Raw genomic sequence first — 15970 nt, forward strand, 5'->3', positions numbered from 1 at the left:
GCGACCCGCCGCTCGCCCACGATGCGGATGGGGTCTTGCGGCGGCGGAGGGCGGACGGCTTGGCTGGCCGGATGCAGCACACGCTTACCCTTCCTCCGCGGCTCTCCGCGCTCGACCACCGTTACCGGGGCGAACACCCCATCCGCACTCTCGGCTATCTGCTGCGCCCGGACCGGGCCCGGCTGGTGCTCGCCGTGGGGGCGTTCATCGTCAAGCACAGCCCCATCTGGCTGCTCCCCCTGATCACCGCCAACATCATCGACGTCGTCGTCCGACACAGCCCCGAACGGGAGTTGTGGCTGAACGCGGGTGCGCTGCTCTTCGTCCTCGTCCTCAACTACCCGATGCATCTGCTGTACGTCCGCTGCCTCAACGGCAGTGTGCGGCGGATGGGTACGTCGCTGCGGCAGGCGCTCTGCCGGCGCATGCAGCAGCTCTCCATCGGCTACCACTCGCGGACGAGCGCCGGGGTCCTGCAGGCGAAGGTGGTCCGGGACGTCGAACTGGTCGAGCACATGGTCCAGCAGAGCGCCGACATGGGGCTGGCGGGAATCGTCACCCTCCTCGGTGGACTGGCCGTGATCGCCGTCCGGGTGCCGTCCTTCCTGCCGGTGTTCCTCGTGGTCGTGCCGGCCGCCGCGTTCCTCGTCATGAAGCTGCGCACCCGACTGCGCACCCAGAACGAGTCGTTCCGCCAGGAGGTGGAGCAGCTCTCCGCCCGTGTCAGTGAGATGACGAGCCTGATCCCCATCACCCGGGCGCACGGCCTGGAGAAGGCCGCACTCGGCAGGGTGGACGGCCCGCTGAGCCAGGTGCTGACGGCGGGGCTGCGACTGGACGTGCTCAACGGCCGGTTCGGTGCGATGGCCTGGATCCTGCTCAACTCGCTCGGCGTCGGCTGCCTCGCCGGTTCCGCGTTGGTCGCGTACCACGGCTGGCTGGCGATCACCGCGGGCGACGTCGTGATGCTGAGCGCGTTCTTCACCACGCTCACCGGCTCGGTCTCCACCCTGTTGAGTCTGGCGCCGGTGATCAGCCAGGGGCTGGAGTCGGTCCGCTCGGCCGGTGAGGTGCTCCAGGCGCCGGACCTGGAGATCAACGCGGGCAAGGAGCGTGTGGAGCGCGTCGAGGGGCGCATCGACTTCGAGAACGCCGGGTTCTCCTACGAGGGGGCTTCCGGCGACGCGGTGCGGGAGTTCACGCTCTCCGCCCGGCCGGGCGAGACGGTCGCGCTGGTCGGGGCCTCGGGGGCGGGCAAGTCGACCGTCCTGAACCTCCTGATCGGGTTCATCCGGCCGGCGTCCGGGCGGATCCTGCTCGACGGCAGGGACATGGCATCGCTGGACCTGCGTACGTACCGGCGGTTCCTCTCCGTCGTCCCGCAGGAGTCCATCCTCTTCGAAGGCACGGTGGAGGAGAACGTCACCTACGGTCTCGGCGACACGGACGAGCGCACGGTCCGCCGGGCGCTGCGCGACGCGAACGCCCTGGAGTTCGTCGAGTCCCTCCCCGACGGCATCCACACCGTGGTCGGCGAGCGCGGGGCGCGGCTGTCGGGTGGCCAGAAGCAGCGCCTGGCCATCGCCCGCGCGCTGATCCGGGACCCGAAGGTACTCATCCTCGACGAGGCGACCTCGGCGCTGGACACGCGGTCCGAGGCGCTGGTGCAGGAAGCCCTGGCCCGGCTGGTGCGGGGACGCACGATCTTCGTGGTGGCCCACCGGCTCTCCACGATCAGGGCCGCCGACCGGATCGTGGCGATGGAGGGCGGCCGGATAGCGGAGATCGGCACGCACGAGGAGCTGATCCGCCGCGGCGGCGTGTACGCGGGCCTGCATCCGTCCCGGGCGGCGTAGGCGTATGGACCCGCAGCGTCGTCGGCACGGCTGATGGGCGGCTGCCGGGTCAGCCGCGCGGGGCGCGCCGGGTGCGGGTGCGGTTTTCCAGCAGATCGCGCCGGATCTCCGCCGCGGTCTGCCGGGCGTGGCCGGTGGTCGCCCTCCGCTCGGAGACGGACGGCACGAAGCGGTACGTGGGCTGCCGGCAGCGTCCGCACGGCAGGTCGGTGGCGATGAGGTAGCCGTCCTCACAGTCGGGGTCCGGGCAGCGGCCCCGCGCCAGGACGGCTTCCGCGATGTCCAGCGGTGTGAAGCGGCGGTGGCCGTCTTCGTCCTTCTCGTGCAGGGCGTGCGCCCAGCGGAGGTTCCAGCGGCGCTCGATCCGCTCCCGGAGCTGGAACGCCGTCCGCCGTCCGAGCTCCTGGCGGATCAGGTCGTGGACCTCCGCGGGGAGCCGGCGGCCGAATCCCTGCATGAGGGGCTGCGGCAGGGCGTTCAGTACGTAGCCGAAGGGGTCCTTCCCGGCGAAACGGTGCCAGGACCCACAGCCGCAGGAGCCGTCCGGTCGCTTCGGGGTGAGGCAGCGTCCGCAGAGTCCGCGGCACTCGCCGCAGAGCCCCTGGTCGAGACCGTCCAGGTGGGGCGCCGGGGCCCGTCCGCATTCGCGGCAGCAGGAACTGCAGGGTCCGCAGAGCCGCTCCCCGGCCACGTTCGTGGACCAGGTCCGCGTCTGGCACCGGCAGCACAGGGCACTGTTGCAGTACTCGTGGTGCGCGGCGCCGGAGTGACGGCCGGAGGGCGGGAAGGACATGGCGGAGTTCTCCAGACGCGCGACGGGGAGCGGCACGCGCACGCTCCGGGTCGCCGGGATTCGGACGGGGACCTGCACACGACGTTACCGCCCGCCGCGGGTGAACGCGGCGGGCGGTCGTGCGCGGTCCGCGCCCCGGGGGGCCCGCGGGAGAGGCCGGGGACTTCTCGGAGGGCCCGTTCCGGGGCCCCGCCGTCAGGGTCTCAGTCCGCTCACGATCTCGGCCGTGTTGACGATGCCGTCGTGGATCGTGGGTGCCATCCGCGTGCCGGCGATGAGGAAACCGAGCAGGGCGCAGACGATGGCGTGCGAGATCTTCAGGCCTCCGTTGCGCATGAAGATGATCGCGATGATCAACAGGAACACCACGAGTGAGATGGAAATGACCATGCCCCGCCTCCTCCGCCGCGCCCGGTGTGCGGCATTTCGCGGCCAGTGTGGCGGAGCGCGAGCGCCGTTCGGCGGACTTGCGTGTCCGCCGAACGGGTGTTGACTGGCTGTGACTGTTTCGCCCGCACAGGTGACCCCGCCGGGTTGACGGAGCGCGCCCGTGCGAAGGCTCCTCGCCCGCGCGCCGGCCGGATGCCTCCCCTCGCAGGCCGGGAGGGGCAGGCGGGTGGCCCGGCGGGACCCTGCGGGAACCGGCAGGCCCCGGCTACGGTGCCGGAAGCTCGACCAGCTCGGCGACCGCCTCGCGGTGGCGGCCGGCCGTCCCGTACGCGATCGAGTCGGCCTTCGCCCGCTTCAGGTACAGGTGGGCCGGGTGTTCCCAGGTCATGCCGATCCCGGCGTGGAGCTGGACACATTCCTCGGCCGCGTGCACCGCCACCCCGGAGCAGTACGCCTGCGCGACGGCCACGGCGAGGGCCGTGTCTGCGGCGTCGGTGGCCAGTGCGTCGGCGGCGTTGCGTGCCGCGGCGCGGGCCGAGACCACCTGGAGCCAGAGCTCGGCCATGCGGTGTTTGAGCGCCTGGAAGGAGCCCACCGGCCGGTTGAACTGGTGGCGCTCCTTCGTGTACCGGACGGTCTCGGCGAGGCACCACTCGGCGACGCCGAGTTGTTCGGAGGCGAGCAGGCCCGCACCGGTCAGCAGCCCGTGCCGTACGGCTGCCGAGGCGGCGTCCGGTCCGGCGAGCAGCGTCGCGGCGGCTCCGTCGAGGGTGATCCCGGCGAGGGGCCGGGTGAGGTCGAGGGGCACGAGCGGCTCCACCATCACCCCTCGGGCGGAACGCTCCACCGCGTAGAGCCCCGTGGGGGCGGGCACCAGCAGCACGTCGGCGAGGGCCGCGTCGGCGACGCCGCGTACGGTGCCGGTCAGCGCGCCGCAGTCGGCGGCCGTGTCGGCGGTGTGGGCGGCGCCGGGCGCGGCGGCGAACGGTACGGCCAGCGCGGCGGTGCGGCGTCCCGCCGCGAGGTCGCCGAGCAGCCCGGCGGCGGGTCCCTCCTCGGGGCCCAGGGCAAGCAGCACGGCCGTCGCGACGACGGCGCTGGTCAGGTACGGGGACGGGGTGACGGCCCGTCCGAGCTCCTCCAGGACGACGGCGGCCTCCCGGTGGGAGGCGCCGAGGCCGCCGAGCTTCTCGGGCACCAGCAGTCCGGCGGCGCCGATGCTGGTGGCGAGGGTCTTCCAGAGCTGCTGGTCGTACGGCGTGTCGGACTCGGTGCGGGCGATCACCGACGGCGCGCCGGACCGGTCGGTGAGCAGGGCGCGGACGGCAGACCTCAGGTCCTCCTCCGCCTCCGAGTAGAGGAGATCGGGGGTGGCGGCGGGCTGGTTCGCGGCGATCATCGGGAGAGGTCCTTCCAGGCGACGTCCTTGTCGGTGCGCGGTTCGGAGGGGAGGCCGAGTACCTGCTCGGCGACGATGTTCAGCAGCACTTCGCTGGTGCCGCCCTCGATCGAGTTGCCCTTGGAGCGCAGGTAGCGGTAGCCGGCGTCCCGCCCGGTGAAGTCCACCAGCTCGGGGCGGCGCATCGTCCAGTCGCCGTAGAGCAGCCCCTCGTCGGCGAGGAGTTCGACCTCGAGCCCGCTGATCTGCTGGTTGAGCCGGGCGAAGGCGAGCTTCATGCCCGAGCCCTCGGGGCCGGGCTGCCCGGCGACGAGTTGCTGTCGCAGCCGTTCCCCGGTGAGCCGGGCGACCTCGGCCTCCACCCAGAGGGAGAGCAGTCGCTGGTGCAGGTCGGGGGTACGCAGTTCGGGGCGCTCGCGCCAGGTGCGCGACACGGGGCCGATCATCCCGCCCTCGCGGGGGGTGCGGGCCCCGCCGATGGAGACGCGCTCGTTCATGAGCGTGGTCCGGGCGACCTTCCAGCCCTCGCCGACGGGCCCCAGGCGCCTGCTGTCGGGGATGCGCACCCCGGTGAGGAAGACCTCGTTGAACTCGGCCTCGCCGGTGATCTGCCGCAGGGGACGTACGTCGACGCCCGGGTCCGTCATGTCGCAGATGAAGTAGCTGATGCCCCGGTGCTTGGGCAGGTCGGGGTCGGTGCGGGCGATGAGGATGGCCCAGCGGGCGAGATGGGCGCTGGACGTCCAGACCTTCTGCCCGTCGACGGTCCAGGTGTCGCCGTCGCGTACCGCCCGGGTGGAGAGCGCGGCCAGGTCGGAGCCGGCGCCGGGCTCGCTGAAGAGCTGGCACCAGACCTCCTCGCCGATCCACAGGGGGCGCAGGAACCGCTGCTTCTGCTCGTCCGTACCGAAGCCGAGGAGAGTGGGGGCGGCCATGCCGAGGCCGATGCCGATCCGGCGGGGGTCGTTGTCGGGGGCGCCCGCTGCGGCGAGTTCGGCGTCGACGACCGGCTGGAGGGAGCGGGGCGCGTCGAGGCCGCCCAGGCCCGCCGGGTAGTGGACCCAGGCGAGCCCCGCGTCGAAGCGGGCGCCCAGGAATTCGGTGCGGCCGGTGGTGGCCGGAGGGTGTGCGGCGAGCAGCTCGCGGGTGCGGCGGAGCAGTTCGGGGGCGTCGACGGTGACGGTCATCGGGCGCCTCCGGTGGGCAGGACCACGACGCGGCCGGTGGTGGTGCCGTCGGCGACCCGCTGGACGGCGTCCGCGGCGGCAGCCATGGGAACCCGCTCGCTGACCAGTGGCTTCACGAGCCCCTGGTCGGCCAGCTTGGTCAATTCGTCGTGGCAGGCGCGGACGGCGGCGGGGTCCTTCGTGTTGTAGAGGCCCCAGTGGAGTCCGAGGACGGAGTAGTTCTTGACGAGCACGTGGTTGAGCGCCGGTGCGGGAATGGTGCCGCCGGCGAAGCCCACGACGACGATCCGGCCCTCGAAGGCGATGCACTTGACGGACTTGGCGTAGGCGTCGCCGCCGACCGGGTCGTAGACGACGTCCGCGCCGCGCCCGCCGGTGGCCTCCTTGACCGCGGCGACGATGTCCTCGGTGCGCCGGTCGATGACGTGGTCGCAGCCGAGTCCGCGGGCGACGGCGGCCTTCTCCGGCCCACCGGCTACTCCGATGACCGTGGCGCCCGCGGCCTTGCCGAGCTGGACGGCGGCGCTGCCCACTCCCCCTGCGGCGGCGTGCACGAGCAGGGTCTCGCCGGGCTGGATGCGGGCCCGGCGGTGCAGGCCGAACCAGCCGGTCTGGTAGCCGACGTGCAGGGCGGCGGCCTCCGCGTCGTCCAGCGCGTCGGGGGCGGGCAGCAGGGCCGCCTCGTCCACCACGACGTACTCGGCGAGGCCGCCGTTCGGGAGCGCGGGGGTGGCGAGCACCCGGCGTCCGTCCTCGGTCTCGCCGCAGATCTCCACCCCGGGCGTGAAGGGCAGCGGGGGCCTGACCTGGTACTGGCCGCGACAGAGCAGTGCGTCGGGGAAGTTGATGTTCGCCGCACGTACCGTGAGGAGCGCCTGGCCCTCGCCGGGGACCGGGCGGTCCGTCTCGTCGAGGGTCATCACCTCGCTCGGTTCGCCGTTCCGGTGCACTCGCCATGCCTGCATGAAGGCCTCCACAAACCTGTCGGCGTAACTCCTGCTCCGGCGCATACTAAGCGGTCGCTTGCTCTCCTGGGAACACTCTGCGGCTCCCGGGAACGAGCGGGCGGGGGCGCCCCCGGTGACCCTCGTCGGCGTGCTCAGTCGGCCTTCGGCCGGGCGATGACGTGCATGCGTTCCCCCTGCGGCCCGAAGAGACTGAGGAACTCCACCGTCTCCTCCCCGGCGGGGCCGAACCAGTGCGGCAGCCGGGTGTCGAACTCCGCGGCTTCTCCCGGCCCCATCACCAGGTCGTGATCGGCGAGGAGCAGCCGCAGCCGGCCGGAGAGGACGAACAGCCATTCGTAGCCCTCGTGAGTGCGCTGCTCGCAGGGTTCGCCCGTGCCGCCCTGCTGGACGAGCTTGTACGCCTGGAGTCCGCCGGGCCGGGCGGTGAGCGGGTACATGACCCGGCCGTGCCGGACGACCGGCTTGGCCCGGACCCTGGGGTCACCCACGGGCGGGGCGCCGATCAGATCGTCGAGCGGGACTTCGTGGGCGCGGGCGATGGGCAGCAGCAGCTCCAGACTGGGGCGGCGACCGCCCGATTCCAGCCGCGAGAGGGTGCTGACGGAGATACCGGTGGCCGCCGAGAGGGCGGCGAGGGTGACCTCGCGGTCTTTGCGCAGGCGGCGCAACCGGGGGCCCACCCCGGAGAGCACCGCGTCCAGCTCGGAGTCACCCTGCGCCTGTCCCTGTTCGTCCGCCTGTTCCCTCATGGCGACCAGTGTGCGGAATCGGCAAGGGCGTTTGTCAACAGCGCGGCGCCTCGACGGGCGCCCGCGGATGTCGGCAGGCAAGAGGCGGCAGGCGGCAGGCAGGCCGGCGCGCGCTGCCGACGAGCGGGCCCGGGTTGCCGGGCGCATCCCCGTCAGGCCAGGGAGAGGAAGAGTTTCTCCGGGCGGGCCCGCATCCGCTCCCGGTCCTCCGGCTGCGTATCCTCGGTCAGACAGTGCTGGAGTCCCGTCGCGATGATCGCGAAGCCGGCCCGGTCCAGCGCACGCGAGACGGCCGCCATCTGCGTGATGACGTCCTCGCAGTCGCGGCCCTCCTCGATCATGCGGATGACCGCGCCGATCTGACCCTGCGCACGGCGCAGACGGTTGAGGACGGACTTCAGCTCGTCGGCCGCCATGTCGAATTCCCCACACACTCCTCCGATGACGCACATACCCCCAGGGGTATTTTATCCTTTTCGGGGCAGCAGGAACCCGTTCCGCTTGCCCTTGGACGAAAGGACACCCGCTCGTGACCAGCCCGGCATCGCTCTCCCCCGCCCAGGCCGCAGCCCGCTTGGAGGAATTCACCGTCATCGACGTCCGGGGTCCCGGCGAGTACGCCTCGGGGCACGTACCCGGCGCGCACAACGTCCCGCTGGACCGCATGGCCGAAGCTCTCCCGGCGCTGAAGTCCGCCGGCGCGCGGGGCCCCCTCCTCGTGGTGTGCGCCTCGGGCGTCCGCTCCACCCGCGCGGCCGAGATACTCGCCGATGCCGACATAGCGACCACGACCCTGGCCGGCGGCACCTCCGCCTGGGAGAGCACCGGGCACGACCTGGACCGTCCGGGCGGGGCGAAGGCGGTCTGGCCCATGGAGCGCCAGGTCCGGCTCGCGGCGGGCTCCCTCGTGGTGGCGGGCATCCTCGCCGGCCGCCGCCTCCCCGCGGCACGCTGGCTGTCGGCCGGTATCGGTGCGGGTCTCGTCTTCTCCGCGGTCAGTAACACCTGCGGCATGGCGGCGGTGCTCGCCAGGCTGCCGCACAACCGCGCCCCGCAGACCGCCCCGGACCTCGACGAGACCCTGGAAGCGCTGCAGAGCTGACGCGTGCGGCACCGCGCGGCGCCCCACCGGCCCGCGCGGACGCGCCGCGTCTGGTGACGGCTCGCGGGCTGACCGCCCACGGCTGCGGAATCGGCCCGCGACCGGGAACTCCGGGGCCCCCTTCCCGGGCAGAGGCGGGGGGCGCCCGGAGGGCCGGGCGCGCATCCCGGGCTGTTCTGCCCGTGGCAAAACGGCGGCCGGGCCGGGCGCGACGATCACTACTGTCCAGACTCATGACGACGATGACGACGCGCAGGGTCGAGTATGCGGCCGACGGCTTGGCGATGATCGGGTACCTCGCGCTCCCGGCCGGTGTCGACCGCAGGCCCGCTGTGCTGATCGGGCCGGAGGGCATGGGGCTCAGCGATGTCGAGCGCCGCAGGGCCGATGCCCTCGCCGAGCTGGGATACGTAGCACTCGCCTTCGACCTGCACGGCGGGCGCTATCTGGGTGACCCCGAGGAGATGCTGGCCCGTTGCATGCCGCTGCTCGCCGATCCCGATCGGATGAGGGGCATCGGCCATGCGGCGCTCGACGTGTTGCGCACCGAACCGCGGACCGACCCCGACCGGACAGCTGCCATCGGCTACGGCACCGGGGGCGCCGTCGCGCTGGAACTCGGGCGCGACGGCGTCAAACTGCGTGTCATCGGGACAGTCAACGCACTGACCACGGGCCGACCGGGCGAGACGGCGCGCATTCGCTGCCCCGTGTGGGCCGGGGTCGGGTCGGAAGACCCGATCATGCCGCCCGCGCAACGGAACGCCTTCACCGCCGAGATGCAGACCGCGGGCGTCGACTGGCGCCTCACGGTCTATGGCGGCGCCCTGCACGCCTTCCACCACCCGCCGGTCGACCACCCCATGGTCCCCGGCGTCGGCCACCACCCGCAGCACGCGAAGCGAGCCTGGCGCGACGTCGTCGACCTGCTCGCGGAGTGCCTGCCCGTATGGGACCACCTGAGTACGTGACCGAGGCAGACATGCTGACACCAGACCTGGTCGGCGTCGGGCCATGTCGGTCCGATCGGCAGAACCGCATGCGGGCAGACGCTGGATCGTGGGCCCGGCTCTCGCACCGCCGAGCCGAGGCGATCGTCGAGACAGACACCCGGCCGCCGGCCACCCGCTCGCCTCACCCGAAGACCTGCACCCGTAGGCCATGCCTACGCCTGGTCTACGCCGGGCCTACGTCCTGCTCAGGGCCGGACCTACGTCTTCGGCCCCTTACAGACGCCGCGGTGTCCCCTCTACTGTCCCTGCCATGGATCCGACAGGAACTCTGGACGAGGCGCTCGAGCGACTCCACCACTCCGGTCCCGAGCGGCTCGGGCGGCTCACCAATCATGCGCCGATGGCCGTCGAGGCCCTCGCTGTTCACGGACAGGCCCGGTCGGTGCACCGCTGGCTCGACAAGTACGCCCACCGGCTCGAGGATTTCCCGCCGCGCGTCGAGCCGGTCACGGCGGCCGGTTGGCGGCTCGCACTCGGCGATCCGCTTCGGGCCGCGGACTGGGTCGACCACTTCGAACGCGAGCTCGCCGAACATCCCTGGCGCGAGGTACTCACCCGGTGGTGGCCACGTCTCCTGCCCGGCATCTACGGCGGCTCGACGCATCCGGTGATCCGGGTGGGGCATGCCGTGCGCACACTGCTGTCGGGCGAGACGACCGAACCTCGTGTGGCGGAACTCGCTCATGGCCTCGGCTACTGGGCCGCTCGCCACCGGCCTGTAGCGGACCTCGCGACGCTGCCCGGCGCCGAGGGTGCGGCAGCCGCCCTGGACGCGGTGACGCCCATCGCCGTCCGGAACGGCGGCTTTTCGGACCGGCTCGCCCTGGTCGAGGCCCTGCCGGTCTGGGGGTCGGACGTGTCGGAACCGGGTGAGGCATATCGCCGCCTCACCGAATTGGTCCGGGCGGCGACTCACCGGTACGCCACCCACGGCCACGGCGACGAGACGATGCTGGTGCACGCGGCCACGGCTCCCAACGCGGTCCTGCGCACTCTGCCCGCGCTCCCGGACACCCTGTGGCTGCCGAGTCTGCGGGCTGCGTGGGCGGCCTCCGCCGCGGTGACGGCGATGTACGCACCGGCCGAACCGGTCGCCTACGTCCCGCCGGGCGACGTCACTGAGGAGGAGGTCTTCGAACGGGCCCTGGCGCACGGCGACGAACACGTCATCAAACTGACGGACACGGCCCTCGACTTCGGCGACGAACCGGCTCTCGCGGCGGCTCTGCGTTCCATGGAACTGAGCGAGCCGTTGAGATGAAGCACGTCGGCCCCGGCACCGCGGGCGGTGGTGAGGCCGGCGGCCTCACCACCGCCCGGCGCGCCGGGCGCGAGCTGTAGGGCCGAAGCCCTCAGGCGTCGTCGCGGACCATGGCCAGCAGGCGGTCCAGCACACGGGGTCCCCCCGCGCGCAGGCCGTCGTGCTCGAACTCGTTGGTCACCCAGGTCCGCAGTCCGCGGATGCCCGAGGCCGTGGCGAGGGCGTGGGCCGTGTCCACGTACATGTCGTCGTGGTAGACGGCCGCCGCGACCGGGATTTCGTTGGCGGCGAGCCGCTCCTTGTCGTACAGATCCGGCCAGTCGGTACGGGCGGCCAGCAGGTCCGCGGTCTCGCGCAGCGGGCGGAGCGCGGGGTCCGTCGTGAAGTGCCACGGGTGGATGCTCTCGCCCGTGAAGAGCAGGGGGCCGTCTCCGGCGAGGGCGGAGCCGGCGTCGAACTGCGGGAATTCCGCGCGGACGCGTTCGGCGGACCAGGCGGTGGGCCGCTCGCCCTGGCCGTAGATCACCTCGTGCATCAGAGCGTAGAGCGGGTGCCCTGCGAAGGAGTTCGCCGTGCGCACGGCCTCCTGGAAGGCGTCGGAGAGTGCGGGGCCGTCCGGAGTGGCGACGAAGGCGTTCTCCAGCAGGTAGTGCAGCTGGTGGCTTCCCTGGCTGCCGCCGAGCAGGATGCCGAGCGACTGGAACCCTTCGGGCGTCAGCTCGTGACCGGCGGACTCGACGCGGTGCGAGGCGAGGTACGCGGCGATCGCGCGGGCCCGCGCGATGTCCTGCGGGTAGCGGGCGTAGTGGGCGGCGACCTTCCGCTCGATGCGCGGGTACGCCGCCCGGTAGACCTCGTCCGCGTGGGCGTCGAGGGAGGGAAGTCCGCCCGTGATCAGTACGGCCGCCAGGCCTTCGGGGGCCGCGGACAGGTAGCGGACGGCGCAGAATCCGCCGAAGGACTGGCCGAGAACCGTCCAGGGGCGCCCGTCGGTGAGCTGCACGCGGATCAGTTCGCAGTCCCGCACGATGTTGTCGGACCGGAAGTGGGCGAGGTACGCGGCCTGTTCGGCGGGGCCGCCGCGCATCGGCAGGGTCTGCCGGTTCGCCGGCGTCGACAACCCCGTGCCCCGCTGGTCGATGAGGAGCACCCGGAAGTCCTGGAGGGCCCGGCCGAGCCATGCCTCCGTACCGATGAACCGTCGCGCCCCGAACCCCGGGCCGCCTTCCAGGTAGACCAGCCAGGGCAGGTCCTCGCCGGCCTTCGACGGCGCGACCGCCTCCCGGCCGAAGACCTCGATCCGCTCGCCCTCGGGATCGGCGTGGTCGAGGGGGACGGTGAACCTGCGGTCCGTGAAGACGACACCCGGGTGGCGGAAACTGCTCACAATGCTGCTCCTGAATCGTTCGGATTCCGGACAGTTCAGCACACGGCCTCGACCGGGCGCGTTCCGCCCCAGGTACCGAGCGCCTCGCGATCGGATCATGCCGGGCTCGCGCCCCGGCACCGACCCCGCCTGATCCGGACGAAAGCCCCCTGACGGTGTCAGCCGGTGTCAGCCGGTGTCAGCCGGTGGAGCCCTCCGCCACGCGCCGGTAGGTGCTGCCGTCGCGGGTACGGGTGAGTAGACGCCCCTCGACCAGGTAGCGGCGAAGAGCCGCGGCGTCGTCGTGGACCGTCAGGAGCGCGTCGTTGATCTCGCGTTCCGTGTAGTCGCGTTCTGGTTCGAAGAGCGTCTCGGCGAGGTGCGCCAGCAGCGGGCCCCGGCGGGCCGGTCGGCGCGGGACCGACTTCAGGCGCCCCCGGGAGTAGAGGTCCGCCAGATGGGGAGCGGGGCGTGCGTCATTGTCGGGCATGAGCGGCAGCGTCGCAGCATCACCATCGTCGGCGCAACGTGGTTTTCACCCCGCGTCCACGCCGCTCACCAGCGGCGATGCGGTACGCCATGCCTCCTGCGGGGTGGGTGCCGGTCCCGGCGACCGTGCCGGCGCCTGCCGCCCTCTCGCGACCCGCTCCGCACGACGGCTTCGCCGGACACGTTACGGTCGTCGCACCCCACGTTCCAGGAGCCTCTTGCGCGGGCATGGCCCCGTCCTTCGCGTTCTTGCACGCGGAGGTGGTGCGCCCGATCCCGGCCGGACCGCACACGGCGCTACCGGATGCCGGTCATGGACGGCGTCTGGGACCGGATCGAGGCCGGTCGGGGCCGAATGGCCCGGCAGGTGGCGCGCCACTCGCCATCGGGCACGGAACGGCCCGCGCCCGGTGGCAGCCGGCGTCGCGTTGCGTCCGTACGGTGGCACCTGGAAGCGGGGATGCTGCGAAGGCGATCTTCTGGGCAGTTTGTAGGAATGTCTGGAGTTTCCGCACCCGTACTCGAACTTGTCCGGCGCACCACCGAACCGGCTGCCGTGCAGACCCTGCGATCCACGGCCGCGGCCGTCATCGCGTTCTCCGTGGCGCAGGCGACGCTGCCGCAGCCGGCGCCGTTGACCGCTCCGCTGACGGCGCTGCTGGTCGTGCAGGTCACCCTCTACGCGACCCTGACCACCGGCATCCGCAGAGTCAACTCGGTGATCGTCGGAGTCCTCATCGCGATCGGCTTCAGCGCTCTGGTGGGCCTGAGCTGGTGGAGTCTCGGACTGACGATCTTCACCGCCCTGCTGGTCGGGAGGGTCGTACGGGTCAACGAGTTCGTCCCCGAGGTGGCGATCAGCGCGATGCTCGTCCTGGGGGTGTCGCAGATCGCCGACACCGCCTGGGACCGAATCCTGGAGACCCTGATCGGGGCCGGGGTCGGGCTCCTCTTCAACCTCCTTTTCGCGCCACCGGTCTGGGTGGAGACGGCAGGCGCCTCCATCGAGGGGCTGGCCACCCGGATGGGCTCGATGCTGCGCTCCATGGGCCAGGAGATCGGCGGTCACATCCCCGTACCGGAGGCCGCCGCCCGGCTGCACGAGGCCCGTCGCCTCGACCACGACATCGTGGAGGTGGACGCCTCGCTGCGGCAGGCCGAGGAGAGCCTGATGCTCAACCCGAGGGTGCGCCAGGGGCTGCTGAACCGTGTCGTGCTCCGTACCGGGCTCGACACGCTGGAAATCTGCGCGGTCGTGCTGCGCGTACTGACCCGCACCCTGACGGATCTGGCCAAGCAGCGCACCGAGGAATCCATGTTCCCCGAGGACGTGGGCGAGGGACTGACCGAACTCTTCACCCGGATGGCCGAGGCGATCGAGGCGTTCGCCCGGCTGATCACCACCCCGCTCGCGACGGGCGGCGAGCAGGCCGAGGACCGGCTCGCCGAGGCGCTGGCGCGGGGCCGGGAGACGCGTGACCGGATCGCGGACCTCCTGCTGGAGGACGTGCAGGAGCACCCCAGGCAGTGGCAGTTGCACGGCGCGCTGCTGGCCGAGGTGGACCGGGTGCTCGACGAGCTCGACATCGACAAGCGTACGGAGCGGCTCGGCGAGGAACTCGACCGCCGCTCGGCGGAACTGCACGAGCGTCACCCCCTGCTGCGCCGGCTGAGGCGGAGGCTCAGCAGCACCGGCACGCGGCGGCGGCGGCCGGTCAGCGAGTCCTGAGGCCGGTTCGCGGGGCCGTCCGGTCCGGTTCCGGCTCGTCCGCCGGTCGGGTCGGCGGCCCGGGGGCCCCTTCGCATCGGTTCGCGCGCAACCCATTGACCGCCGATTCCGGTTGTCGTACCGTCACCGGCGTTCGCATATAAGAACTCGGTTCAGAAGAACGAACACAGTTCCTCACGCCTTCCCGGCCGAGAGCTTGCCTTTACCACCGCACCAACACTTCCTGGTGCCTGCGGAGGACGCCGCAGGCGGTGAAAGGACCCTCGAATGCGCACGGAGAATCAGCATGCCAGAAGGCGGGGCGGCAGGGCAGCCGCCTCGTTCCTCGCGGTCGCCGCACTGATAGCGGCGACGCTCACCGCACTGTTCGCCACCGGCTCGGCTTCGGCCGCACCCGCAGCCGGCTCGTACACCCTGAAGAACGCCGGTAGCGGACTGTGCCTGGAAGTCCCGGGCGCGAGTACCGCCACCGGAACGCAGCTCACCCAGAACTCCTGCGCAGGCAGCGCGGCGCAGACCTGGAAGCTCACCGCTTCCGGCAGCGGCTACACCCTGATCGCCTCGCACAGCGGTAAGTGCGCCGGCGTGAAGGACGCCTCCACCAGCGCCGGCAAGGCCGTGGAGCAGCAGACGTGCAGCGGCGCGGCGACCCAAGTGTGGACCCTCACGCAGGTGAGCGGGAACGTCTACCAGGTCGTCAACAGCAACGGCGGCAAGTGCCTGAACACCAAGGACTCCGCCACCGCCGCCGGCACCCTGGTCCAGCAGAACTCCTGCGACTCGGTGGCCAGCAAGCGCTGGACGTTCACCGCGGCCGGCACGACCACGCCTCCGACCGACCCGCCCACGACGACCCCTCCCACGACCCCGCCGCCCACCTCGGGGTCAAAGCCCGCCTGGCCGACCGCCAACGGGAGCCAGGCCGTCTCGGCAAGCATCCAGGTGTCCGGCACCTACGACGGCGGCCTGAAGCGCTTCTACGGAACCGGTGACCTGGGCAGCGACGGCCAGGACGAGGACCAGCCGGCGATGTTCGAACTCGCCGCCGGCGCCACCCTGCAGAACGTCATCCTCGGCTCCCCCGCCGCCGACGGCGTCCACTGCGCCGGTGCCTGCACGCTCAAGAACGTCTGGTGGGAGGACGTGGGCGAGGACGCGGCGACCTTCCGCGGCAGCTCCTCCTCGCAGGTCGCCACGGTCGACGGCGGCGGCGCGCGGCTGGCGGACGACAAGGTCTTCCAGCACAACGGCGCCGGCACGGTCGTGATCAAGAACTTCCAGGTGGACGACTTCGGCAAGCTGTACCGCTCCTGCGGCAACTGCTCGACGCAGTACGCCCGCCACGTCCAGATCTCGAACGTCTGGATCACCGCGCCGGGCACCTCCGTGGTGGGCATCAACACCAACTACGGTGACACGGCCAAGATCTCGGGCGTCACGATCTACGACGACAAGGACCGTGACATCGACATCTGCAAGAAGTACAAGGGGGTGACGAGCGGAGAGCCGTCCGAGACCGGTTCGGGCGCCGACGGCACGTACTGCGTCTACAGCTCCTCCGACATCACCTACGTGGACTGAGCCGAAGCCGGCGGTAGCCGGAGTACGGCAGGCCGGAGGGGCGGCGCGGGTCACGCGCCGCCCCTCCGGGCCGTTCAGGGGAAGGGT

Annotated in this window: 15 protein-coding genes; 6 read left to right on the forward strand and 9 right to left on the reverse strand. The window is 71.9% G+C overall.

Annotation, left to right across the window (positions count from 1 at the left end):
• The first annotated feature begins 71 nt into the window (after positions 1-71).
• The gene (locus ACFYPN_RS23610; protein WP_389300800.1) at positions 72-1856 is read left to right on the forward strand and encodes an ABC transporter ATP-binding protein; all 1785 of its coding nucleotides are present in this window, start codon (positions 72-74) and stop codon (positions 1854-1856) included.
• A gap of 49 nt (positions 1857-1905) precedes the next feature.
• Here ACFYPN_RS23610 and ACFYPN_RS23615 read toward each other — a convergent pair whose 3' ends face one another.
• From ACFYPN_RS23615 to ACFYPN_RS23645, 7 genes are all read right to left on the reverse strand, one after another.
• On the reverse strand, positions 1906-2649 hold the full coding sequence (locus ACFYPN_RS23615) for a hypothetical protein (RefSeq protein WP_358757635.1): 744 nt from the start codon (positions 2647-2649) through the stop codon (positions 1906-1908).
• Positions 2650-2844: 195 nt separating this feature from the next.
• Positions 2845-3039: a hypothetical protein gene (locus ACFYPN_RS23620; protein ID WP_358757489.1), complete on the reverse strand. Its 195-nt coding sequence runs from the start codon at positions 3037-3039 to the stop codon at positions 2845-2847.
• 265 nt (positions 3040-3304) lie between these two features.
• Positions 3305-4438, reverse strand: a complete 1134-nt coding sequence (locus tag ACFYPN_RS23625; RefSeq protein ID WP_358757491.1) for an acyl-CoA dehydrogenase family protein — start codon at positions 4436-4438, stop codon at positions 3305-3307.
• On the reverse strand, positions 4435-5625 hold the full coding sequence (locus tag ACFYPN_RS23630; protein ID WP_358757493.1) for an acyl-CoA dehydrogenase family protein: 1191 nt from the start codon (positions 5623-5625) through the stop codon (positions 4435-4437). Before ACFYPN_RS23630 ends, ACFYPN_RS23625 begins: the two co-directional genes overlap by 4 nt.
• Positions 5622-6590 carry an NADPH:quinone oxidoreductase family protein gene (locus ACFYPN_RS23635; protein ID WP_358757495.1) on the reverse strand — a complete coding sequence of 323 codons (969 nt, stop codon included), beginning with the start codon at positions 6588-6590 and terminating at the stop codon, positions 5622-5624. Before ACFYPN_RS23635 ends, ACFYPN_RS23630 begins: the two co-directional genes overlap by 4 nt.
• Before the next feature lie 134 nt (positions 6591-6724).
• Positions 6725-7342 carry an XRE family transcriptional regulator gene (locus tag ACFYPN_RS23640; RefSeq protein WP_358757497.1) on the reverse strand — a complete coding sequence of 206 codons (618 nt, stop codon included), beginning with the start codon at positions 7340-7342 and terminating at the stop codon, positions 6725-6727.
• A 152-nt stretch (positions 7343-7494) separates the two neighbouring features.
• The gene (locus ACFYPN_RS23645) at positions 7495-7758 is read right to left on the reverse strand and encodes a metal-sensitive transcriptional regulator (RefSeq protein ID WP_358757499.1); all 264 of its coding nucleotides are present in this window, start codon (positions 7756-7758) and stop codon (positions 7495-7497) included.
• Between the two features lie 113 nt (positions 7759-7871).
• Between ACFYPN_RS23645 and ACFYPN_RS23650 the strand changes: the two genes are divergently transcribed.
• The 3 genes from ACFYPN_RS23650 to ACFYPN_RS23660 all read left to right on the forward strand — a co-directional run bounded on the left by ACFYPN_RS23650 (position 7872) and on the right by ACFYPN_RS23660 (position 10718).
• Positions 7872-8444, forward strand: coding sequence for a rhodanese-like domain-containing protein (locus tag ACFYPN_RS23650; protein ID WP_358757501.1), 573 nt, complete (start codon positions 7872-7874; stop codon positions 8442-8444).
• A gap of 233 nt (positions 8445-8677) precedes the next feature.
• Positions 8678-9415, forward strand: coding sequence for a dienelactone hydrolase family protein (locus ACFYPN_RS23655; protein ID WP_358757503.1), 738 nt, complete (start codon positions 8678-8680; stop codon positions 9413-9415).
• A 292-nt stretch (positions 9416-9707) separates the two neighbouring features.
• Positions 9708-10718 (forward strand): questin oxidase family protein, encoded by a 1011-nt coding sequence (locus ACFYPN_RS23660; protein WP_358757504.1) that lies wholly within the window; start codon positions 9708-9710, stop codon positions 10716-10718.
• A 91-nt stretch (positions 10719-10809) separates the two neighbouring features.
• Here ACFYPN_RS23660 and ACFYPN_RS23665 read toward each other — a convergent pair whose 3' ends face one another.
• Together ACFYPN_RS23665 and ACFYPN_RS23670 are read right to left on the reverse strand one after the other, a co-directional pair.
• Positions 10810-12105 carry an alpha/beta fold hydrolase gene (locus ACFYPN_RS23665; RefSeq protein WP_358757506.1) on the reverse strand — a complete coding sequence of 432 codons (1296 nt, stop codon included), beginning with the start codon at positions 12103-12105 and terminating at the stop codon, positions 10810-10812.
• 178 nt (positions 12106-12283) lie between these two features.
• The gene (locus tag ACFYPN_RS23670; protein ID WP_358757508.1) at positions 12284-12574 is read right to left on the reverse strand and encodes a DUF2087 domain-containing protein; all 291 of its coding nucleotides are present in this window, start codon (positions 12572-12574) and stop codon (positions 12284-12286) included.
• Between the two features lie 495 nt (positions 12575-13069).
• On the opposite strand from ACFYPN_RS23670, the gene ACFYPN_RS23675 reads away from it, so the two are divergent.
• On the forward strand, positions 13070-14302 hold the full coding sequence (locus ACFYPN_RS23675) for an aromatic acid exporter family protein (protein ID WP_358757509.1): 1233 nt from the start codon (positions 13070-13072) through the stop codon (positions 14300-14302).
• 267 nt (positions 14303-14569) lie between these two features.
• A complete protein-coding gene (locus ACFYPN_RS23680) occupies positions 14570-15883 on the forward strand; it encodes a pectate lyase (protein ID WP_389300808.1) in 1314 nt (437 codons plus the stop codon).
• Positions 15884-15970 lie beyond the last annotated feature (87 nt).

Origin of the sequence: Streptomyces sp. NPDC005576 (assembly GCF_042871745.1) — a bacterium.
Classification (GTDB): Bacteria; Actinomycetota; Actinomycetes; order Streptomycetales; family Streptomycetaceae; genus Streptomyces.